This is a genomic window from Streptomyces phaeolivaceus (assembly GCF_009184865.1).
Taxonomy (GTDB): domain Bacteria; phylum Actinomycetota; class Actinomycetes; order Streptomycetales; family Streptomycetaceae; genus Streptomyces; species Streptomyces phaeolivaceus.
Genome location: NZ_CP045096.1, coordinates 9,124,937 through 9,144,833 on the forward strand (window position 1 = coordinate 9,124,937; position 19,897 = coordinate 9,144,833).

Sequence of the window (19,897 nt, forward strand, 5' to 3'; positions counted from 1 at the left end):
CATGACGCACACCGCCGAGGCGCCACCCAGTACGGTCACGCTTCTGCCCGGAACACGGCGCGCCCTGCCCAGCTGGGCGGCCCCGGCCGCCCTGGGAGCGATCCTTCTCCTCTCCGCCCTGCTGTACGGCTGGGCCCTCGGCTCGCTCGGCTGGGGCAACTCCTACTACTCGGCCGCCGTGAAGTCGATGGGCCGGAACTGGACGAACTTCCTCTTCGGTTCCTTCGACCCGGCCGGAGTCGTCACGGTCGACAAACCGCCGGCCGCGCTGTGGCCGCAGGTCGTCAGCAGCAAGATCTTCGGCATGCACGGGTGGGCGCTGATCCTGCCGCAGGTGGTGGAGGGCGTCGCCGCCGTCCTCGTGCTGCACCGCACGGTCCGCCGCTGGGCGGGCGAGGGCGCGGCGCTGCTCGCGGCCCTGGTGATGACGCTGACCCCGATCACCGTGGCGATCAACCGGGACAACAACCCCGACACGCTGCTGGTGCTGTTCCTGGTCGCCGCCGCCTACGCGCTGACCCGGGCCCTGCAAGCCGGCTCGGATCGGCACGCCACGTGGTGGCTGTGCGCCAGCGGATTCCTGATCGGCTGCGGATTCCTCACGAAGATGATGGCGGCCTGGATGGTGCTTCCCGCCCTTGCCGCGGCCTGGCTGGTCGGTGCGAGCGGCACCTGGCTGGTGCGCGGGGGACGGCTCCTGATCGCCGGAGCGGTGTGCGCCGTCTCGTCACTGTGGTGGGTGGCGGTGGTCGCCTGGTGGCCCGGGGAGCGTCCGTACATCGGTGGCAGCACCGACGGCGGTGCCTGGGACCTGGTGACCGGCTACAACGGATTCGGCCGGATCTTCGGCGAGAGCGCGGGCCCTGGCGGCGGCGGCCTGGGCGCCCTCGGCGGTGGATTCGGCGGCGAGGCCGGACTGCTGCGGCTCTTCAACGACCAGGTGGGCGGGCAGATCAGCTGGCTGCTGCCGGCGAGTGCCGTGGCACTGGCCCTCGCGGTCGCCGGGGCGGTTCTGCGCCGGCGGGGGAGCGGCTCGGCGGGGGAGGCCCTGGCGGGCTCCGGGTGGGTGCTGTGGGGGACCTGGCTGGTGGTGTGCGGGTTGGTGTTCTCCACCCAGGAGGGGATCTTCCACCCGTACTACACGACCCAACTCGCCCCCGCCGTAGCCGCGTTGACCGCCGGTCTCGTGACGGCACTGGTCCGCGCGCACCGGGCCGGGGCGCGCTGGGCGCTGCCCCTCGGTGCCGGGACCGTGCTGGTCACCGTGGTCTGGGCGGCCGTGGTGATCCGCCGGGTGCCGTCCTGGCACGGGTGGCTGGCCTGGGTCGTGCTGGTGGTGGGTCTGGTCGCCGTCGGACTGCTGGTCGCCGCGTCGCGGACGGTGCGGCTGGCTCCGGTCGCGCTGGGCGGCGCGCTGCTGGCGGCCCTGTTCGCGCCGGCCGCGTGGGCGGTGAGCGTGCCGGGCGGCTCGGGCTCGGCGATGGGCGGCAGCAACCCGACAGCCGGCCCGGCGACGATGCCCTTCGCGGCGGGGAGCCTGCCCGGCGCCGGTGGTGGCACCTTCGACCTTCCGCGGGGATTCGGCACCGGAGGCTCGGGCGCGCCCGGCGGATCCTCGGACGAGCTGCCCCAGGGGATGCCCTCGGAGATGCCTTCCGGGATGCCTTCCGGAATGCCCGGGTTCCCCGGCGCGGGTGGTGGCAACGGATCGGGCTCTGGCGGTGGCAACGGATCGGGCTCGGGCTCGGGCTCCAGCGGATCGCTTCCCTCGTTCCCCGGCTTCGGCGGCGGCAGCGGCTCAGGAGGAGCGCGCGGCGGCTTCGGCGGTCCGGGCGACGACACCGAGCTCAGCTCCGACCAGCGCAAGATCCTCACCTACGTGACCGAGCACTCCGGCGACGCCCGCATCACCCTCGCGGTCGAGGGCGGATCCCAGGGCGCGGCCGGGTTCATCCTCAACAGCGACGAGACGGTCATCGGCATGGGCGGCTTCGCGGGCTCGGACGACGCGCCCTCGGTCGCTCAGCTGCGGAAGTGGACCACGAGCGGCGAACTGCGCTACATCCTCGGTTCCGACTCCTCGGGCGGCATGGCCGCCATGCTGGGCGGAGAGAACGGCGCGGCCTCCCAGCGGTCGACGTGGATCAAGGACCACTGCGCCAAGGTGTCCCCCAAGGCGTACGGCGGCAGTAGCAGCAGTGGCTCAGGCGACGGCTCGGCCGCGGGCGGCATGATGGGTCGTACCGGTACCACCTTGTACGACTGCGCCGCCGACAGCTCGGCCAAGTAGCGGAAGCGGCAGAACGGACGACACCGCACCATGCCCGAACCGCCCGCTGTCCCGGCCCGGCACCGCCTCCTCGTGGTGGAGGACGACCCCGGAATCCGCCTGTTGCTGGAGTCGGCGCTGCGGCTGTCCGGATACGAGGTCGCCGGCGCGGCCACCGGACTGGACGCCCTGCGGGACGTGGAGGGCTTCCGCCCCGACCTCGTCCTGCTGGACGTCATGCTGCCCGACCTCGACGGACTGGCGGTCACCCGGAGTCTGCGGGCGGCGGGAGTGCGGACACCGGTGCTGTTCCTCACGGCCCGCGATGCGGTCGTCGACCGCATCGCGGGCCTGACCGCGGGCGGCGACGACTACGTGACCAAGCCGTTCAGCATCGAGGAGGTGCTGCTGCGCATTCGCGCCATCCTGCGCCGTACCGACCTTGACCACCTCGCCGAGGCCGAGGGCGCCGACAGCGGGATCCTGCGCTTCGCCGACCTGGAGCTGGACGAGAACGCCCATGAAGTGCACCGGGCGGGCGAGTACATTCCGCTGTCCCCGACCGAGTTCAACCTGCTCACCTATCTGATGGAGAACGCGGGCCGGGTGCTGAGCAAGGCCAAGATCCTCAACCACGTGTGGGGCTACGACTTCGCGGGTGACGGCCGCATCGTGGAGACGTACGTCAAATACCTGCGACGCAAGATCGACCGCATCGACCCGCCCCTGCTGCACACCGTCCGTGGCGTGGGCTACTGCCTGCGCCTGCCCCGGCAGGGGACGGACCGGTGATCCGCCGCCGTCCCCGGTCGCTGCGTGGCCGACTGGTGTGGGGGACCACCCTGCTGGCCACCGCCGCGGTTCTCACCGCGCAGACCATCGGGGTTCTGGTTCTGCACTCCTGGCTGCTGAACCGGGTGGACCAGCAGCTGACGGAGTTCATGCTCCCGGATCGCGCCTTCGCGGAAGGCGCGGGTCTGCCACCCACCGGACCCCGCCCGGACGACATGACGCTGCCCTCGGACTTCCGGGTCACCCTCTACGACTCCTCGCGCGCAGAGCAGGGAACCATCGGGGGCGGGGAGAAGCCGGGGCCCGAGCTTCCCCGGTCCATCGACGACCCTCACTGGGCCAAGGGCCGTCCCGTCTCGGTCCCGGCCGAGGCCGGCGACGGCCGCTGGCGCGTGCTGTGGAAGGACGGAAAGTCCGAGGGCACCACGTTCGTGGTCGCCCTGCCCCTCGACACGGTGGAGGGCGCCATGTCGAAGCTGCTGGCTCTCAACGCGGCCGTCCTCGCCGTGGCCGTGGTCGGGCTGATCGCCGTCGGCCGGTGGGTGGTCCGCCTCGGTCTCCTTCCCCTGACCCGGATGGAGCACACGGCTCAGGACATCACCGCGGGGGACCTCGGCACACGGTTGTCCGACACCGATCCGCACACCGAGACCGGCCGACTGGGCACCGTACTCAACAGCATGCTCGACCGCCTCCAACAAGCCTTGCGGCAAAGGGAGTTCTCGGAAGCCCGGCTGCGCCGCTTCGTCGCTGACGCCGGGCACGAGCTGCGTACGCCGCTCACCTCCGTCCAGGGCTTCGCCGAACTCGCCCTGCGTCATCCCGACCGCCCCGCCGCCGAGCGCCGGGAGGCCGACGAGCAGGTCGCGAGAAACGCCGAGCGTATGAATCTGCTCGTCAACGACCTGCTTCTGCTCGCCAAGCTCGACCTGGAGCCCGAGAACCGGGTGGTCCCCGTCGACCTGCTGTCCCTCGCGGCCGACGCGGTGAGCGCCGCCGCCGTGCGCGAGGGGGGCGCGCACAGGGTGTCGCTCAACCCGCTCGACCGGACGGTCCCACACCCGGAGTTCGAGGTCGTGGAAGCGATGGGGGATCCCGACCGACTGCTCCAAGTGGTCAGCAACCTCCTGTCCAACGCGCTCGTCCACACACCCTTGAGCACCCCGGTCGATGTCCGCGTGGGCACCGCGTCGGCGGGGGCGGCCACGGGTGGCACCGACCGCCCGGGACGCACCAGCGGCTCGCCTCCGCTGGCCGAGGGCACGCCGATCTGCGTGATCGAAGTCGCCGATCAGGGACCGGGTCTGCCACCGGAGGAGGCCGAGCGGGTCTTCGAACGCTTCTACCGTGTCGACCCGTCCCGCTCCCGTGACCAGGGCGGCAGCGGCCTCGGTCTCGCCATCGCCATGGCGATCGCCCAAGGCCAGGGAGGCCGGATCGAACTCGACACGCGGGTCGGCCGCGGATGCACCTTCCGCCTGGTTCTGCCTGCTCGTGGGTGAGTCGTGCCTTGCGGGGGTCGATCGCCGATGTCGTCGCGCGGCACCTCGGAGATCACTCCGAGCGCAGGGCGCGTCAAGGGCAGGGCGCGTCAAGGGCAGGGCGCGTCAAGGGCGCCGGGACCGGCGTCCTGCCGTGGACCGTGCCCTTGCCGGGGCGGAGGTGACGGACGCACCGCCCGTGGGCTGACGCGCGGCCACCGACTGGGGCCGCCGTATCTGCTGGTGGCCCGGCCGCCACGACTTGGCGAGTCCTTCGGCCGGCTGTCCGCGTTCACGCACCGATCCACCGTGGCGGAGCCCGCGAGCCCGAGGCCGGGAAAGCCGAAGTCCCGCGATCGCCGGGAGGGGTGCGTAGAGGTGGATGTCACCACTGGCCGCCGGTGACGTGAGCTGCCTCGCCGAAGGGTGCCCGGACGGTCCTTCGGCTCGACCGACTCGGTTCCGCCGGACTCCCGACGGCGTCCCGCTCGGTCTGTCGAGAGAGGACATTCGTCCCTACTCCCGAGGAGGTCGGGGCTGGGACAGTGGGCACATACCGTCAGGAACTTGAGATGAGGACATATGCGTGCTTCGACGTCGGTGAAGAAGAGGGTCGCCTCGGTGCTGGTCGCGGGTGGTCTCTCGCTGGGAGCCCTGGTGGGGACCGCGGGTGCCGCCCAGGCCGCGGTGTGCGCCGACACGCCGTGTTACTCGGTCACCGGTACCGGGAAGTCACTGCAGGCGGCACAGAACGATGCCATCAACAAGGCGAAATCCCGGTGCGGCAGCCGTACGGTGCTCGACCAGAACCAGAGCCTCGCGCAGCAGCGCAGCGACGGCACCGTGGTGTACACGATGTACTTCGCCTGCCGGTAGGCGACGGATCTCGACGAGAGCGGGCGGGCCCACGAGGGCCCGCCCGCTCTCGTCCAGGCGGTGCGGGTGACCTCGGTGGCCCGCTTGCAGGCCGCCGGCCTGGACGGTTTCGGCGCCGCCGCGGCCAACCGAGGGCGAGTTTCGGGGCGCCGGTCGCCAACTGGGACATGTTCCGCGTGGCCGACGGCCGCATCGTCGAGCATGGGGCGTCATCGTCCCCGTGCCGGCCGAACTGCCGCACTCCAACGGCCTGTTCCGAGGGTGAGGCAAGCACGATGAGCGACCTGACCTACGCGGGCAAGACCTTCCCCTTCAGTGCCGACAACGGTGCCGTCTTCCACGACACCCATGCGTCCGACGGAACCACACCGCACTACGCGACCGTCGCCGGACCTACGAGTGCGCTCAGCCCCTGGCAGACGCGCCCTGGCCTCCTCGTCCCTGCGACACCACCGTGCAGCGATGAGGCCCGAGGCCGGCGGCGGAGAGAAGGCCGACCCTCTCTCCGCGACCTGCCCGACCCGGGTCAGAGAACCGGTGCCGAGAACAGCTGCCGGATCTCGCCGATGCCGGAGACACGGCTGACCAGTTCGTCGCCCTCGGTCAGATAGCGGGGCGGATTCATGCGATTGCCGACCCCGGCGGGTGTGCCCGTGAAGACGAGGTCGCCGGGAAGCAAGGGCACGATGGCCGAGAGACGCGCGATCAGCTCGGGGACCGGGAAGATCATGGACTTCGTACGGTCGTGCTGGACGACGTCGCCGTTGAGGAGCCCGGTGATCTCCAGGTCGTCGGGGTCGGCGAACTCGTCGGGTGTGACGAGGACCGGGCCGGTCGGGCCGAAGCCGGGGAAGGACTTGCCCAGGCTGAACTGCGGCGGCTTCCCGGCCAGTTGGACGACCCGCTCGGAGAGGTCCTGGCCGACGGTGAGCCCGGCGACGCTCTCCCAGGCGCGGTCCTCGGACACACGGTGTGTGTGCCGGCCGACCACCGCGACGAGTTCGACCTCCCAGTCGACCTTGCCGGGCGGGAGTTCGACGGTGGTGCGAGGGCCGGTGACACAGGTCGGGAACTTGGTGAAGACCAGAGGTTCGTCCGGTGGTGTGTAGCCCGCCTCGGCCGCGTGCGGCGGGTAGTTGAGCGCCACCGCGAACACCTGGCGCGGGCGCGGCACCGGGGCGCCGAGCGCGTCCGGCTCGACGGGGATGCCGAAGGCGTCAGCGGGCAGGCCGGAAGCGGCCCAGTGCCGCAGCTCCTGCCAGTTGTCGAGCAGTGCCATGGGGTCGGAGGAGAACCGGTTCCCGGACGCCGACGCGATGTCGGCCGCCCGGTCCCCCTCGACGAGGACGGCGCGTCCGCCGGTGACAGCGAGTCTCACCAGTCCACCTTCTGCGGTACGGGGGTGCCGTGACCCTGCTCCCAGCTGACGATCGGCGAGCGCAGGACGCCCAGGCGCTCGACCTCGGCCTCGATGATGTCACCGGGCTTGAGGTACATGTCCGGGTCGCCGCTGAAGCCGGCGACACCCTGGACGGTGCCGGTGGTGATCAGGTCGCCGGCGCTGTAACCCTGCGGGGAGTGGTAGGCGACCAGGTGGGGGATGGAGACCGACATGCGGCTGGTGTTGGACTTCTGCCGGACCTTGCCGTTCACCCGCAGTTCCATGTCGAGGTTCTGCGGGTCGGGGATCTCGTCGGCGGTGACGATGTAGGGGCCGACCGGGCAGAAGGTGTCGATGGCCTTGCAGAAGGAGAAGACACCGGACTCCATCTCGCGGCGCTGGATGTCGCGTGCGGTGATGTCGTTGAAGACGACGTATCCGGCGATGTGGTCGGGAGCGTCGTCCACACCGAAGAACTTGCCGGGCTTGCCGATGACGACGGCGATCTCCAGCTCGTAGTCCAGCTCGCTGGTCAGGTGCTCGGGGTAGATCACGGGCTCGTCGGGGCCGACGATCGCGTCGACGTTCTGGAAGAAGACGATGCCCTTGTGCATGGGGTGCGACCAGTCGACGTTCTTCGACTCGTCCTCGTGCTCGCGGAAGTTGCCGGAGGTGTGGAAGAACTTCTTCGGCACGATCGGCGCGCGCAGCCGTACGTCGTCCAAGGACAGGCGCTCTCCGGTCTCCGTCACCCGGCCGTCGCGCTCGAAGTACTCACGGGTCGAGCCGACCTCCAGGGCGAGGACGACTCGCTCCTCCAACTCCAGCCTGCCGACGCGCCCGTCGTCAAAGGTGACCAGCTTCATGTGTTCCGCCTATCTGTACGTCTGGGACTTCTGAGGTCTGTTGTCGATAACGCTTCTATGAGGGGGTCTGTGGCTGCGGCAGGGCAGTCGCCTGACCGGCCGCCGGCTTCTCACCTGCGAAGACACGCAGCTGGAGGGCGAGCATGCCGTAGTACCCGACCAGTGTGGTGAGCTCGAACACGCCGCGCGCCCCTACCGCGAGCACCGCCTCGTCGTACTCCTCGCCGGTCAGTTCCCCGGCGCGAAGGAGTGCGTGAGTGATCCGCAGGGCGGTCCGCTCCGCCGGGTCCGCCGACTCGGGGACGGAGCCGGCGCGCAGTGCGGCCATGTCCCGCTCGCTCAGTCCGCAGCCGCGGCCCACGGCCTCATGGGCTTCCCGTTCGAAGGCGCTGCCCCAGTGTGCGGCGACGGCGAGGATGGCCATCTCACGCACACGGTCGGTGAGGGCGCTGTCGTAGCGCACCGCGCTTCCGACCGCCTGTACGGCAAGGCCGACCGGCGGGCTGAGCAGCATCGCGTTGAACGGACCGCGCAGGCGGCCGTCCTCGTCGGCCAGGGCGAACGACTGCGGCCCGGCCGAGCGCCGTCCCCCGGTGATGGCCCGGTAGACCTCCGCCTGCTGTTCGTCGAGTTCCCCGGGCAAAAGCCCAGCCAGTCGAACTGTCATCAGTGCTCCTTCGGCCGGCTCGTCGAGAGAACCACAGCCTAATCTTTCTCTTCGTTCAGTGAAAGTCCATTTCGCTTGACAAAAGTCACTGTGACACTGGCTTCCGTAGAGTGAAAATGAGAGAGTCCCTGTCAGTCGTCCCGACAAGAAAGCGAGCCGACCTTGCCGCCGCGCCAGTCCCAGCCCGTAGAGGTGCCCGACGCCTCTGCCGGGGATGCACCCGCCAAGCGCAGCTATCACGTGGAGGCGCTGGCCAAGGGGCTCCGCCTGCTCGGCCTGTTCTCCGAGCAGCGGCCTTCCATGAAGCTCTCCGACATGGCTGCCGAGACGGGCGTACCCCTCCCGACGGCGTTCCGGCTGGCGGCCACGCTGGTGACCGAGGGGTTCCTGGAGCAGTTGCCCAACGGCGCGTACCGCCCCGCCCCGCAGGTGCTCACGCTCGGTTTCTCGGCACTGCGCGGCCTTGACCTGGTCCAGCTCGCGGAAGGTCCCCTGCGTCGTCTCGCCGACGCGACCAGCCAGACGGTGAACCTGGGCACGCTGTCCGACGACTACGTCCTCTATCTGATCCGGCTGCGCAACAACGACCTGGTCACCGCGAACATCCAGGTGGGGTCACGGCTCCCGGCGGTCGGCACCTCGATCGGGAAGATGCTGTTGAGCGGGCTCGACGACACCGAGCTGGAGCGGCGTCTGACCGAGAAGTCCTTCTCCGGGGCGACGGGACCGAACGCCATCAGATCCCTCGACGGGCTGCGTGACGCGCTGAGCGGGATTCGCGAACAGGGCCATGTCGTACAGGACGAGGAACTCGCCTACGGCCTGCGCTCCGTGGCCGCGCCGATCACGGACGCGACCGGATCCGTCGTGGCGGCTGCCAATGTCGCTGTTCCGGCGCGCGAGTTTCCCATGGAGCGCTTGCTCGGTGAAATGTGCCAGCCCCTCAAGGACGCCTGCCGCGAGATTTCCCGGCTGCTCGGCGGCCGCTGATCCCGTCCGCGCGACGGACGCTGCACTCGGTGCGATGTCGTTCCGGTGGATCAGACGAGCGTGCGACCGCCGTCGACGTACAGCACCTGTCCGGTCACGAACGACGCCCTCGGTGAGGCCAGGAACAGTGTCGCGCCGACGACGTCCTCGGGGGTGCCGAGGCGTCCTGCCGGTACCAGGCCGGTCATCTCGTCGCGCATACCGGGCTTGTCGAGGTACGCGCGTGTCAGCTCGGTCTCCGTGTAGCCCGGCGCGACCGCGTTGACCGTCACGCCGTCAGCGGCCCATTCCCGGGCCATGACCTTGATCAGCTGGTCGAGTCCGCCCTTCGTCGCGGCGTAGGGGGCGTGGTGCCGGTGCGCGAGCTTGGAGGAGACCGAGGAGAAGAACACCATCCGGCCGCCTCCCGCCTCGCCCATGACCCGACCCGCCGCCCGGCCGATCCAGAAGGCGCTGGACAGGTTCAGGGTGAGAATCCGGTCCCACACTTCGTCGGGTATGTCCACCACCGGCCGGCGGTCGTTCGTCCCGACCGCGTGGACCAGTACGTCCAGCCCGCCGAGCAGACGGGCGGCGGCGGCGACCGCCTCGTCACAGGACTCGGAGGACGTCACGTCGGCGACCACGGTCTCGATGTCCGCCTCCGCCATCCGGGGGTCCTCCCGGAAGGCCTTGAGCCGGCTCTCGTCCGCGTCCACCACCACGAGGCGCGTTCCGGCTTCGGCCAGCCCTCGGGCGCAGGCCGCTCCGAGCCCGCCCGCTCCGAACACCAGAGCGCGCCCGCCCTCCAGACCCAGCCATCCCATGGATGCCTCCCATTTTCACTGAGTAAAAGCCAGTTTCATATTGTGCGCCTGACGATAGCGGCTGGCCTGTGCGCTGTCCATCACGTCGCGGCCTGTCCGTCCGACGGTGTGCGCTATCCGCACTTCATGCACGCAACGCATACCTTGCAGAGTGTGCAAAAATCCGCTCCATGACTTCCACGGGTGAGAGTCTGCGTGAGCGTCGGCGGCAGCAGACACGGCGAGAGATCCATGCGGTCGCGCTGCGGCTGGCTCAGGAACAGGGGTTCGACGGGATCACCGTGGACCTGATCAGCGCCGAGGCGGGTGTGTCGCCGCGTACGTTCTTCAACTACTTCCCGAACAAGGAAGCGGCCGTCCTGCCCGGGCCCCCGGCCGAACTGCCGCAGGCGCTGACCGCCGAGTTCGTCTCGCGCGGTGACGCGCATCCCCGGGAAGTCCTCGCGGACCTGACTCGCCTGCTCGTGCGCGATCTCACCGACAACCCGCCGCTGCGCCAGGAGACGCACGCCGCCTTCGCGCTCACGCGCAGCCATCCCGCCCTGCTGGCCACGATGCTGGCCCGGTTCGACGGCTTCCGGCGTTCGATCGCCGAGCTGGTCGCGCGGCGGCTCGGGGCGCGACCCGAGGGCGAGGTGCCGACCCTGATCGCCGCGCTCGCCCTGACCGTGATGCGCGACGGCCTGGAGCGCTGGGCGAACGAGGAGTCCCCGAGCGACGAGGACGACTCCCCGGTCCCGCACGTCGAACGCTCCGCGAAACTCCTGCTCTCGCTGCTGACCCCATGACCGCCGGGCCGGTCTTCCGGGCGCCCCGTGTGTGACGTGCTCATTCCCCAACTCACCGATGCCAGGAGCCCCCTTGAGCGACTCGACGCCGGCCGCGGAGGCGGAGGACGGAACCTCCTCCGGAACTCCGAGCCACTTCGGCCTCATATTCGCCGCCCTCATGACCGCGATGCTGCTCGCCTCTCTCGACCAGACGATCGTCAGCACCGCACTGCCGACCATCGTCGGCGAGCTGCACGGCCTGAACCATCTGGCGTGGGTGACCACCGCGTACATCCTCGCGGCCACCATCGCCATGCCCGTCTACGGCCGCCTCGGTGATCTGCTCGGCCGCAAGGCCCTGTTCCTCGGCGGAATCGGCGTGTTCCTCGTCGGCTCCGTGATCGCGGGCGCGGCGCAGGACATGACCTGGCTGATCATCGGCCGTGCCGTGCAAGGGCTGGGCGGCGGTGGACTGATGATCACCTCGCAGGCGATCATCGCGGACCTCGTACCGCCACGGCAGCGCGCGAAGTACATGGCCCCGATCGGCGCCGTGTTCGGCCTCTCCTCCGTCGCGGGCCCCCTGCTCGGCGGCTGGTTCACCGACGGCATCGGCTGGCGCTGGGCCTTCTGGATCAACCTGCCGATCGGTGTGCTGGCTCTCGCCGTCGGCGCGTTCGCCCTGCGCCTGCCCCGCAGGACCGCCGCGGTCGCCTTCGACTACCTCGGCTTCACCCTCATGGCGACGGCGGTGACCTGCACCGTGCTGGTGGCCGACTGGGGCGGCACGGACTATGCCTGGTCCGACCCGCTCATCCTCGGCCTGGCCGGAGGCGGCCTGCTGGTCTGGGCCCTCTTCTTCCTCTCCCAGAGCCGCGCCAAGGAGCCGATCATCCCGCTGTGGCTGTTCCGCAGCCGGATCTTCAACATCGCCACCCTGATCGGCCTGCTCGTCATCGGTATCGGCATGTTCGCGATCATCGGCTACCTGCCGACGTATCTGCAGATGGTCTACGGCGTCAGCGCCACCGAGTCCGGGCTGTTGCTCATCCCCATGGTGGTCGGCATCGTCGCCACAGCCATCCCTTCCGGGCAGCTGATGAGCAGGACGGGCCGGTACAAGATCTTCCCGATCGTCGGCACCGTCCTCGTGGGCGTCGCCGCGCTGCTGATGTCCACGCTGGACACCGAGACCTCGCTCGTCCTGATCGGCGTCTATGTGTTCGTGCTCGGTGCCGGGCTCGGTCTGACGATGCAGCCTCTGGTCCTGGCCGTGCAGAACGACTTCCCCGGGTCCGCCGTGGGCACCGCGACCTCCGCCAACAACTTCTTCCGCGAGATCGGCGCCACCCTCGGCACCGCGGGTGTCGGGGCGGTGTTCACCCACCGCCTCACCGACCAGCTGGGCGACCGTCTCACCGGAGCCTCCGCCGACGCGGTCGGTGACACCCGCTCCCTCACCCCGGCCCTGGTCCACTCCCTCCCGGACAAGGTCCAGGACGCGGTGATCCTCTCGTACCAGCACGCCCTGACACCGGTGTTCCGCTATCTGGTCCCCGTGTTCGTCGTCGGCCTCGTCCTCGCCTTCCTCCTCCCGGAGAAGAAGCTCGCCGACGGCAACGATGACGTCGGCCCCGATGTGACCCCAGGTCAGCCGGAGGCCGCGCTGACCGGGAACTGAGCCGGGACGGGCCGTGGAGGCGTGTCCTCCTGGTGACCGCGGCGCCGCGTGGGCGGTGACCGCGGTCGCGGTCTTCCTGTCAACTGTGCAGAGCTCGTGAGGACTTGTCAGTAACTGTCGGCGGCCTCTTCCTCGACCGTCAACAGATCCCCACAATATTGATCACGACGGGGGTGAAAACGAACACCATTGCGCAGAGAGGGCAGAAACTTGTCCCACGACCAATCCGGCGACGGCCACAGCCGCAGACCGGTGCGTCTTCTTCCGAACGGTTCCGCCGCCGAACTGACCACCGCTCAGGCGAACCGGCCGGTCCGCACGGCGGGGGCCGTCTCACTGACCCGCGACGAGGTGATCCCGCCCGCACGGGCCGCCGACGGATTCCCCCGGAGGCGGCGAGGCGCGGGCGCGGGGATGATCCTCGGCGTCGCCGGCCTCGGCATCGCTACGGGCAACCCGCCGGTGCGCGTGCGCGCCCTGTCCGGGCCCGACACCGAGGCCACCGCCAAGGAACGCCAGGGCACACGCGCCCCGACGGCCGCCGGGATCAAGGGTGTCGACGCCGTCGCCCCCGACAGCGGCATGTCCGGCCGGACATCGGCGGTGGCGCCCGCGGCCCGCATCGCCGCCCACAAGACATGGGGGAGCGACGCCTGTTCCACGGCCGACACGGCCGACACGGCCGACACGGCCGACACGGCCGACACGGCCGCCGCGATCGGCCGGTCCGTGGCCTACGGCGTGGACGCCAAGCCCCTCGACCATGGAGCCGGGCGGGCGGTCCCGAACGCGGCGGCCGACCCCGGACCGGTCCACAACTCCGCCGCCGCCGACCGGGCGGCGCACATCCGCGCCGTCGAGGGCCGGCTCGTGGACGAGAACGGCGACGACGATCGCGCCGGACGCGAGCCGGGCACGAACGTGGGCCGGCTCGACCGGTGCGGCCCGCCGCGGGACGTCACCAGCCCGACCCGCGCCGGGGGCATCGGGGACATCACCCGGCCCGGCTGCCCGGCCGCGGCCGACCCCGCCACCGGCGGGTGACCGGCAGGGCCGCCGCGGAGATCCCCGTCCGCTGGAAGGACCTCTCCTCGGCTGGGCCGACCACCTCCGACGTCGGCCTTCCGGAGTCCGGCCATGGCACCCCCACGGCCGCCCGGACCCACTGACCGTCACGGTCCCACCCCGGCGATCGCACCGTCCCGGCGGTCTGTCACTGCCCTCAGACCGCCGCCGGGGCGCGCAGCACGCGGATTCGCCGGCGGAGGTCGACGCAGACCCTTCTGACCGATGTCCTGAGATCCAGGCCATCCGCTGAACTGGAGATCTCACACCGTGATCCAGCCCCCCACACTCGGACTCATCGGATGCGGAATGGTCGGCGGCGCGCTGGCCCGTCTCGCCGTCGCCTCCGGCCTGAACGTCGTACTGAGCAACTCGCGCGGTCCCGAGTCCCTCGCCGCCCTGGTCGCCGAACTCGGCCCGCGCACGCGCGCGGCCACGCCGCCCGAGGCCGCCCGGGTGAGCGACATGGTCGCCGTGGCCGTCCCCCTGAACGCCTATGACCGGCTTCCCGTCCGGGAGTTGGCAGGCAGGACCGTCATCGACCTCATGAACTATCACCCGGACCGGCACGGCCGCATCGCCGCACTGGAATCGGGCGAGCTGACGCCCAGCCGTCTGGTCCAGCGGCACCTCGTCGGGTCCCCCGTGGTGAAGGTGTTCAGCGACATCGACTTCCGTCGACTGCGCCCCGGCCCCCGGCTGGGTGTCCTCGACCGGAGCGTCCTGCCCGTCGCCGGCGACGACGCGGACGCCAAGGCGGAGGTGTCCCGGTTACTGAGCGCCCTCGGCTACAACGTGCTGGACGTCGGCACGTTCGAGAACAGCCGGGTGCTCATCTCCCTCGCGGTCGCCACCGAACAGGCCAGAGCGGCCACCCGGGCCATGGCCGAGAAACTGGAGATCGTCCCGCCGGACTCTCCCGGCTATGTGAACTGGCCGACCGCGTCCTGCTCAGCCGCCGTGAGGAAGCGTCTGTCGCCCCAGGAACAGCGGATCATGACACTGACCGCCGCCGGCCGTTCGCTGCCGGAAGTGGCACAGGAGATGTACCTGTCGGAGAAGACGGTCAGAAACTATCTGAGCCGTATCTACGGAAAACTCGGAGTACGGTCCCGATACCAGGCCATCCTCCACTGGCTGGGGCATGTGGGTTCCTCCGAGGCCGATGCCACCGGGATATGAGTGCACCGGGAGGGGCAAGGGATCTCCCGGTCATGCCATGACCGATCCCCGCTGTCAGTCGGCATGCCCCCATGCTTGCCTGGCGCTGCTGGACGCCGCCTCGTAGCCGGAGCGACCGGCGAGTTCGACCCATCGGTCCAGCGCCTGGCCGAGATTCTCGGCACGGCGCGGGCCGTCCCACTCAAGTCCCGCGACGCACAGCGTCGCCATGCTCGCTGCGGCGCGTTCGAGGTCCTCGAACATGGTGAGCAAGGCGTCGATGATGATCGGTTCCATGACGTTGAGCTCAAGCTCACCGGCGGCGACGGCGCAGCTGACGGTGTTGGCCGATCCGCGGATGCGGTAGCTGAGCTGCATGGCGTACTCCGGCACCACCGGATTGACCTTGGCCGGCATGATGGACGACCCGGCCTGCAGCGCCGGGATGGTCACCTCCGCCAGTCCGCCACGCGGACCGGACGAGCGAAGACGCAGGTCAGACGCTATCTTCGCGACGGTGATGGCCGCTCGGGCCGTTGCGTCGGCGACCGCGGCGTAGGGGTCGAGATGCGCCAGCGCGTCAAAGAGATCCCGGGCACCGACCACGTCGAAGTCGACCAGCTTCGCGAGTTCACTGACACATGCGTCGGTGAATCCCTCCGGCGCGCCGATGGAGGTGCCGAGAACCGTCGCACCGAGCGGCACGGCCGACAGCTCGCGCACCGTGGCCTCCAGTTCGTCGGCGCCCCGCTCGACGGCGCGGGCCTGGGCGCGCAGTGTCCGGCCGGCCTGGACGCTCACCGCGTCCTGGAGGCAGGTGCGGCCGAGATAGGGCGTTTCATTGTATTCAGCCGCTTTGTCTTTTAGAGTCTCGGACAGCCCTCGCAGCGCCGCCAGTGGCCCCTCGGCTACCTCGATGATCGTCAGAGCCATGGCCGTGGGAAAGGAGTCATTGGTCGATTGCGAGGCGTTGACATGATCGTTCGGGTGCACCGTGATCGACGCGAGCTGTGCTGCTCGCGCGGCGATGACCTCGTTGACGTTCATGTTCGTCGTCGTGCCACCGCCACCGAGTACCAGCGCCGTGGGGAACTGCTCGGTGTGCAGGCCGGCGGCGACCTCGTCACACGCGGCGATGATCGCGTCGGCTCGCCGGTCGTCCAGAACCCCCAAGGTGCGGTTGGCCGTGGCGGCTGCCCTCTTTATGAGCGCGTACATACGAATCAGAGACGGCACGTCCGCGATACGACGCCCGGGAGACCCGAAGTTCCGCAGCGACAACTGCGTCTGTGTCCCGTAGAGCGTGCCATGCGTGTTCGCGGGTTCGGCTTCCTTGGATGTGTACTGCACGGTTCACCATTCTTCTGCCGGGCGGGTGGCGGTTGTGGTCACGCTAAGTACGGAGGGACGACCGGATCGACGTTTGTTGCTGTCTGAGCACGCCGACTTCTGCGACGCGGCCGGGACGAGCATCATCGCGGGGACTGTTGTCTCCGTGGCAACACGGGAAAGGGGTCTTCGGTGATGGCGATGTCGACCGCTGAGAGGGTGGCCCAGTTGCTGCTGGCCTTCGACGCGCAGAACGCGAGCGGCCACGCTGACAGATCGGTCAGTGAGCTGGCCCGCATCGTAGGGCGTGAACGGAGCCAGGTCTCCAGGATGCTCAAGTCCCTGCAACGGGCCGGCGTCGTCGATCAGGACCCCGACTCCCGCCGCTACAGGCTGGGCTGGAGAGTGCGAGTGATGGCCGCGGGAGCAGGCGACCAGGTGCTGATACGCGCGGCCCGCCCCATGCTCCAGGCGCTCGTGGCCCGTACGGGGGAGGTGGCCCTGCTGACGGTGCAGGAGGGCAATCGCTCGCTGTCCGTCATGCGTGAGGAGTCGCAGAACACGTTGCAGGGCGGCGGCTGGGTCGGCCGCCGTTCGGCGATGCACCACACGGCCTCCGGCCGTGCCCTGATGTTCGACACCGACGACGAACTCGTCGAGGCGCTCACCGCCGACGACTTCTGTCCTTCCCCGCGCTCGGGCCCGAAGGCACCCCGAGACCTCCACGAGTTGCTCGACCGTCTACGGGCCGAGCGCCGACGGGGTTACGCCGTGGCCTCGGAGGAGATCGAGGTGGGACTGACGTCCGTAGGTGTCCCCGTCCGCAACGCGCATGGACATCTGCTCGCGGTGATCAATGTCTCCGGACCGACACCTCGCATGATCGGCCGTATCGAGGGCGTGGCGAAGCTGCTGCTGTCCGCCAGCACGGCGATCAGCAAGGCCCTCGGCACCCGGCAGATCGGGTGAGGGCGGTGTCCGGCACGACTGTCGCGGTGGTGACCCTCGGCGGAACCATCGCCTGCGCTCCGCATCCCGACGGCGGTGTGGTCCCGGTGCGGGAGGCCGCACACATGGCCGGAGTGATCGCCGAGGCTCGCGGAGCCGCCACCGACCTGCCGCGGGTGCGTATGGTCGCCGCCAGAAGAACGACGAACTCTGGGGCCTGTTCAAGAAGACCGTCAGCAACAAGGAGGCCGTGGAGGCGTTCGCCAAGAACATGCCGCGCCCCGGCCAGAACATCACCTACTCCGACACCGACACCCTCACGCGGTGTTCCTGATGACGCCGGCCGCGTTCGGCGACCTCGCCGCAGTCAAGTACGCCGACGTCCTGTGGTCCGGGCTGCTGATGACACTGCAGATCAGCGCGATCGGAATGATCGGATCGCTTGCCGTCGGGCTCGCCGGGGCGACAGCGATCATCCTGCGGGTGCCTGTTCTCCGCCACGCCGTGCGGATCTATGTGGAGGTCATCCGCAACACCCCCCTACTGGTCCAGGTGTTCTTCCTCTTCTTCGCCGCCCCGTCGATGGGGCTGACGCTGAGCCCCTACGAGGTGGGCTGTATCAGCCTCGTCGCCTGGGGCGGCGCGTACAACGTGGAGAACTTCCGGGCAGGTCTCACCTCGGTAGGACCCCGGTACCACGAAGGTGCGCGAGCTCTCGGCTTCTCCGAATGGCGGACCTTCCTGCACGTGACCGCGCCGATCGGGATACGCCTGGCGGCTCCGGGCCTGACCAACACCCTGATCTCCGTGTTGAAGAACTCGGCACTGATGCTGGGCATAGGCCTCGCGGAACTGACCTTCGTCGCACAGAAGCTCTCGGCCGACACGTTCCGAACGGTGGAGCTGTATGTCGTTCTCGGCGTGATCTACCTGGCCCTCGTGCTGCTCCTCACCTGGCTCATGCACATGACGAGCCGACGTTTCACTCTCCAGGGAGGCGTCTGATGGCGGACACCGAATGGATCGGCCCCACCGTTGAACTCGTCTCGGGTGGCGTTGTGCGCACCATCGCACTCGCGTCCACGGCGGTGACGCTGTCCGTGGCGGCCGGCACCTTCCTGGGAGTGCTGCTCTGCCTTCCCGAAGGACGCTGGACCACACCGGCACGCAGGGCATTGACGGCCTATCTCCAGCTGTTCCGAGGGCTGCCGGTTCTGGTGACCCTGTTCATCGTGTTCTTCGTTTCACCTTCGCTGGGACTGCGGCTCGACTCCTTTTCCGCGGCGGCGCTCGGCCTTTCCCTGTGGGGGAGCGCCAATGTGATGGAAGTGGTGCGTGGCGCGGTGCGATCGATCCCCACCGCTCAGTTCGAAGCGGCTTCCGCGCTGGGGTTCGGCTGGGCCCCGGCGATGCGGTGGGTCGTGTTGCCACAGGCGATCCGGCGCGCACTGCCGCCTCTGGTGAACCTCGTCGTGGACCTCATCCAGGCAACCACCCTGGCTTCGCTCATCGGTGTCATCGATGTGCTGCAACGATCGCGGCAGGCCGTGGAGTTCTACCAGCTTTCCTCGGGCGAGGGCCACGCGGTACCGATCTTCACCGGTGTCCTCGCCGTGTTCTTCCTGCTCTGCTTCCCCCTCACACGCCTCGCGGCGCGGTTGGAGCGGAGAGCTGACAAGCCCTCACGGCCGACACCCGATCCGGTCACCGCCGAGGGCGCAGCGGGTGAGCGCGTGGGCTCCACGGCCTGATCGGCATCCCCGGACCAGGAATCGGGACGGCGGGTCGGGGGCCACGTCAGCCGGTGAGTCCGGGGCGGCACATGAGGGTGGCGGTGAAGGGGAGGGGACGTTCGGGCTTGCGCCCGTAGTGGCGGATCTGGCCGCGGTCGGTTCGGTTCCGGTCAGGGAACCACGACCTCCAGGACGGTGACTGTCCGGCCCGTACCGTTCCCCCCGGTTTCGCCGCACCCCTGCTCCCCTGGTCCGAGTCGCGCGTCCTTGAGCCGGCGATCGCCGGCGTGCCCGCACCGGTCCAGCACGATCAGCGTGCCGTCGACATCGCTGCAGAGGTTGATCGGCACTGTGAAGATCGTGTACGCGAGCCCCGTCAGGGCGGAGCCTCCGATGGTGAGCACCGCGACGGCTGAAGCCACAGATGCCCATTTCGTCCTGCGCATGTCATCTCCGTGGAGTGCGTAGAGGCGGATGTCCTCACGAGCTGAGTGGCATCCCGGACCGACGCAGGAGAACTCCCTTCGATCCGTCGGAGCGCGAGCCGCGTACATCCGGCGCGATGAAGGCCGCGAATATCAGCGCGAGTTATTGTCGACGTACAGCGCCGCAGTCGCCAACGCCCATGACAGGGCGACAGCTTTCTGCGGCGACTGTACGGGCACGCTGATCGCGTAGTGGTGGAGGGCCTCGCCGTGGTGAAAGCGTGGGCCCGGTGACTAAATGCCCTGGCACGTCACATAGGCGTACCAGTTGTCCCCGTCTTTCCAGTACCAATAGTCGTTCGCGGGGGTTCCGCCCCGCGAGTAGCAGGCGTCCGCGGCGAGTTGTGAAGCCCAGCCCTGGCTGATGGCGGGGCCGCCCCGGACTGTCGCCGCCGCTGCCGGCAGCGCTGCCAGAGCCACCAAAGCTCCTGACAACACGGCGGTGGTGACTAGCTGCTTGGCCCGCAAGCCGCGAGTGCTCTTGCTGCGCATGTGAATCCGTTTCTGTGGGAGTGGGAAGCCCGCCTCAGGGATCCGTCGGATGTCCCACGAGAGGGGTGACCTTGGCCGCAGCTTCCCAGCCGTGGCCTCGGGGCG

General features: G+C 69.6%; 19 protein-coding genes. 12 read left to right on the plus strand and 7 right to left on the minus strand.

The window, feature by feature from the left end; translation table 11 throughout:
- The first annotated feature begins 1 nt into the window (after nt 1).
- The 4 genes from F9278_RS41600 to F9278_RS41615 all read left to right on the plus strand — a co-directional run bounded on the left by F9278_RS41600 (nt 2) and on the right by F9278_RS41615 (nt 5,418).
- On the plus strand, nt 2-2,290 hold the full coding sequence (locus tag F9278_RS41600; RefSeq protein ID WP_152172933.1) for an ArnT family glycosyltransferase: 2,289 nt from the start codon (nt 2-4) through the stop codon (nt 2,288-2,290).
- Between the two features lie 30 nt (nt 2,291-2,320).
- Nucleotides 2,321-3,061, plus strand: a complete 741-nt coding sequence (locus tag F9278_RS41605; protein WP_152172934.1) for a response regulator transcription factor — start codon at nt 2,321-2,323, stop codon at nt 3,059-3,061.
- A complete protein-coding gene (locus F9278_RS41610; protein ID WP_152172935.1) occupies nt 3,058-4,563 on the plus strand; it encodes a sensor histidine kinase in 1,506 nt (501 codons plus the stop codon). Before F9278_RS41605 ends, F9278_RS41610 begins: the two co-directional genes overlap by 4 nt.
- A 561-nt stretch (nt 4,564-5,124) precedes the next feature.
- Nucleotides 5,125-5,418, plus strand: a complete 294-nt coding sequence (locus tag F9278_RS41615) for a hypothetical protein (protein ID WP_152172936.1) — start codon at nt 5,125-5,127, stop codon at nt 5,416-5,418.
- 526 nt (nt 5,419-5,944) lie between these two features.
- Here the strand turns inward: F9278_RS41615 and F9278_RS41620 are convergent.
- Genes F9278_RS41620 through F9278_RS41630 form a run of 3 tightly spaced genes read right to left on the minus strand, consistent with a single transcriptional unit; the run spans nt 5,945 to nt 8,332 of the window.
- Nucleotides 5,945-6,796, minus strand: a complete 852-nt coding sequence (locus F9278_RS41620; RefSeq protein WP_152172937.1) for a fumarylacetoacetate hydrolase family protein — start codon at nt 6,794-6,796, stop codon at nt 5,945-5,947.
- Nucleotides 6,793-7,665: a fumarylacetoacetate hydrolase family protein gene (locus tag F9278_RS41625; RefSeq protein ID WP_152172938.1), complete on the minus strand. Its 873-nt coding sequence runs from the start codon at nt 7,663-7,665 to the stop codon at nt 6,793-6,795. Before F9278_RS41625 ends, F9278_RS41620 begins: the two co-directional genes overlap by 4 nt.
- 55 nt (nt 7,666-7,720) lie before the next feature.
- Nucleotides 7,721-8,332, minus strand: coding sequence for a carboxymuconolactone decarboxylase family protein (locus F9278_RS41630; RefSeq protein WP_152172939.1), 612 nt, complete (start codon nt 8,330-8,332; stop codon nt 7,721-7,723).
- A 192-nt stretch (nt 8,333-8,524) separates the two neighbouring features.
- On the opposite strand from F9278_RS41630, the gene F9278_RS41635 reads away from it, so the two are divergent.
- Nucleotides 8,525-9,322 carry an IclR family transcriptional regulator gene (locus tag F9278_RS41635; protein ID WP_226967162.1) on the plus strand — a complete coding sequence of 266 codons (798 nt, stop codon included), beginning with the start codon at nt 8,525-8,527 and terminating at the stop codon, nt 9,320-9,322.
- 50 nt (nt 9,323-9,372) lie between these two features.
- Here F9278_RS41635 and F9278_RS41640 read toward each other — a convergent pair whose 3' ends face one another.
- Nucleotides 9,373-10,128 carry an SDR family NAD(P)-dependent oxidoreductase gene (locus F9278_RS41640; protein WP_193241868.1) on the minus strand — a complete coding sequence of 252 codons (756 nt, stop codon included), beginning with the start codon at nt 10,126-10,128 and terminating at the stop codon, nt 9,373-9,375.
- A 170-nt stretch (nt 10,129-10,298) separates the two neighbouring features.
- On the opposite strand from F9278_RS41640, the gene F9278_RS41645 reads away from it, so the two are divergent.
- The 4 genes from F9278_RS41645 to F9278_RS41660 all read left to right on the plus strand — a co-directional run bounded on the left by F9278_RS41645 (nt 10,299) and on the right by F9278_RS41660 (nt 14,826).
- The gene (locus tag F9278_RS41645) at nt 10,299-10,916 is read left to right on the plus strand and encodes a TetR family transcriptional regulator (protein WP_152172941.1); all 618 of its coding nucleotides are present in this window, start codon (nt 10,299-10,301) and stop codon (nt 10,914-10,916) included.
- 73 nt (nt 10,917-10,989) lie between these two features.
- On the plus strand, nt 10,990-12,579 hold the full coding sequence (locus tag F9278_RS41650; protein ID WP_226967163.1) for an MDR family MFS transporter: 1,590 nt from the start codon (nt 10,990-10,992) through the stop codon (nt 12,577-12,579).
- A gap of 210 nt (nt 12,580-12,789) precedes the next feature.
- On the plus strand, nt 12,790-13,623 hold the full coding sequence (locus tag F9278_RS41655) for a hypothetical protein (protein ID WP_152172943.1): 834 nt from the start codon (nt 12,790-12,792) through the stop codon (nt 13,621-13,623).
- Nucleotides 13,624-13,914: 291 nt separating this feature from the next.
- The gene (locus F9278_RS41660; RefSeq protein ID WP_152172944.1) at nt 13,915-14,826 is read left to right on the plus strand and encodes an NAD(P)-binding domain-containing protein; all 912 of its coding nucleotides are present in this window, start codon (nt 13,915-13,917) and stop codon (nt 14,824-14,826) included.
- Between the two features lie 54 nt (nt 14,827-14,880).
- On the opposite strand, the gene F9278_RS41665 is transcribed toward F9278_RS41660, so the two are convergent.
- Nucleotides 14,881-16,155: a lyase family protein gene (locus F9278_RS41665; RefSeq protein WP_152172945.1), complete on the minus strand. Its 1,275-nt coding sequence runs from the start codon at nt 16,153-16,155 to the stop codon at nt 14,881-14,883.
- Between the two features lie 180 nt (nt 16,156-16,335).
- On the opposite strand from F9278_RS41665, the gene F9278_RS41670 reads away from it, so the two are divergent.
- The 3 genes from F9278_RS41670 (at nt 16,336) to F9278_RS41680 (ending at nt 18,833) form a co-directional block, all read left to right on the plus strand.
- The gene (locus tag F9278_RS41670; RefSeq protein WP_152172946.1) at nt 16,336-17,103 is read left to right on the plus strand and encodes an IclR family transcriptional regulator; all 768 of its coding nucleotides are present in this window, start codon (nt 16,336-16,338) and stop codon (nt 17,101-17,103) included.
- A 312-nt stretch (nt 17,104-17,415) separates the two neighbouring features.
- Nucleotides 17,416-18,087 (plus strand): amino acid ABC transporter permease, encoded by a 672-nt coding sequence (locus tag F9278_RS41675; RefSeq protein WP_226967381.1) that lies wholly within the window; start codon nt 17,416-17,418, stop codon nt 18,085-18,087.
- Nucleotides 18,087-18,833, plus strand: a complete 747-nt coding sequence (locus F9278_RS41680) for an amino acid ABC transporter permease (RefSeq protein WP_152172948.1) — start codon at nt 18,087-18,089, stop codon at nt 18,831-18,833. Before F9278_RS41675 ends, F9278_RS41680 begins: the two co-directional genes overlap by 1 nt.
- A gap of 152 nt (nt 18,834-18,985) precedes the next feature.
- Here the strand turns inward: F9278_RS41680 and F9278_RS41685 are convergent, their stop codons facing one another.
- Both F9278_RS41685 and F9278_RS41690 read right to left on the minus strand, forming a co-directional pair.
- Complete coding sequence (locus F9278_RS41685) at nt 18,986-19,237, minus strand: hypothetical protein (RefSeq protein ID WP_152172949.1); 252 nt, start codon at nt 19,235-19,237, stop codon at nt 18,986-18,988.
- Nucleotides 19,238-19,534: 297 nt separating this feature from the next.
- Nucleotides 19,535-19,720, minus strand: coding sequence for a hypothetical protein (locus F9278_RS41690; protein WP_152172950.1), 186 nt, complete (start codon nt 19,718-19,720; stop codon nt 19,535-19,537).
- Nucleotides 19,721-19,897 lie beyond the last annotated feature (177 nt).

What these genes read in the sequence shown, in the direction of transcription:
- F9278_RS41640 (WP_193241868.1), bottom strand. Translation starts at nt 10,128, where the DNA reads ATGGGATGGCTGGGTCTGGAGGGCGGGCGCGCTCTGGTGTTCGGAGCG.
- F9278_RS41600 (WP_152172933.1), top strand. Translation starts at nt 2, where the DNA reads ATGACGCACACCGCCGAGGCGCCACCCAGTACGGTCACGCTTCTGCCC.
- F9278_RS41670 (WP_152172946.1), top strand. Translation starts at nt 16,336, where the DNA reads ATGTCGACCGCTGAGAGGGTGGCCCAGTTGCTGCTGGCCTTCGACGCG.
- F9278_RS41625 (WP_152172938.1), bottom strand. Translation starts at nt 7,665, where the DNA reads ATGAAGCTGGTCACCTTTGACGACGGGCGCGTCGGCAGGCTGGAGTTG.
- F9278_RS41675 (WP_226967381.1), top strand. Translation starts at nt 17,416, where the DNA reads ATGACGCCGGCCGCGTTCGGCGACCTCGCCGCAGTCAAGTACGCCGAC.
- F9278_RS41680 (WP_152172948.1), top strand. Translation starts at nt 18,087, where the DNA reads ATGGCGGACACCGAATGGATCGGCCCCACCGTTGAACTCGTCTCGGGT.
- F9278_RS41645 (WP_152172941.1), top strand. Translation starts at nt 10,299, where the DNA reads ATGACTTCCACGGGTGAGAGTCTGCGTGAGCGTCGGCGGCAGCAGACA.
- F9278_RS41630 (WP_152172939.1), bottom strand. Translation starts at nt 8,332, where the DNA reads ATGACAGTTCGACTGGCTGGGCTTTTGCCCGGGGAACTCGACGAACAG.
- F9278_RS41615 (WP_152172936.1), top strand. Translation starts at nt 5,125, where the DNA reads ATGCGTGCTTCGACGTCGGTGAAGAAGAGGGTCGCCTCGGTGCTGGTC.
- F9278_RS41605 (WP_152172934.1), top strand. Translation starts at nt 2,321, where the DNA reads ATGCCCGAACCGCCCGCTGTCCCGGCCCGGCACCGCCTCCTCGTGGTG.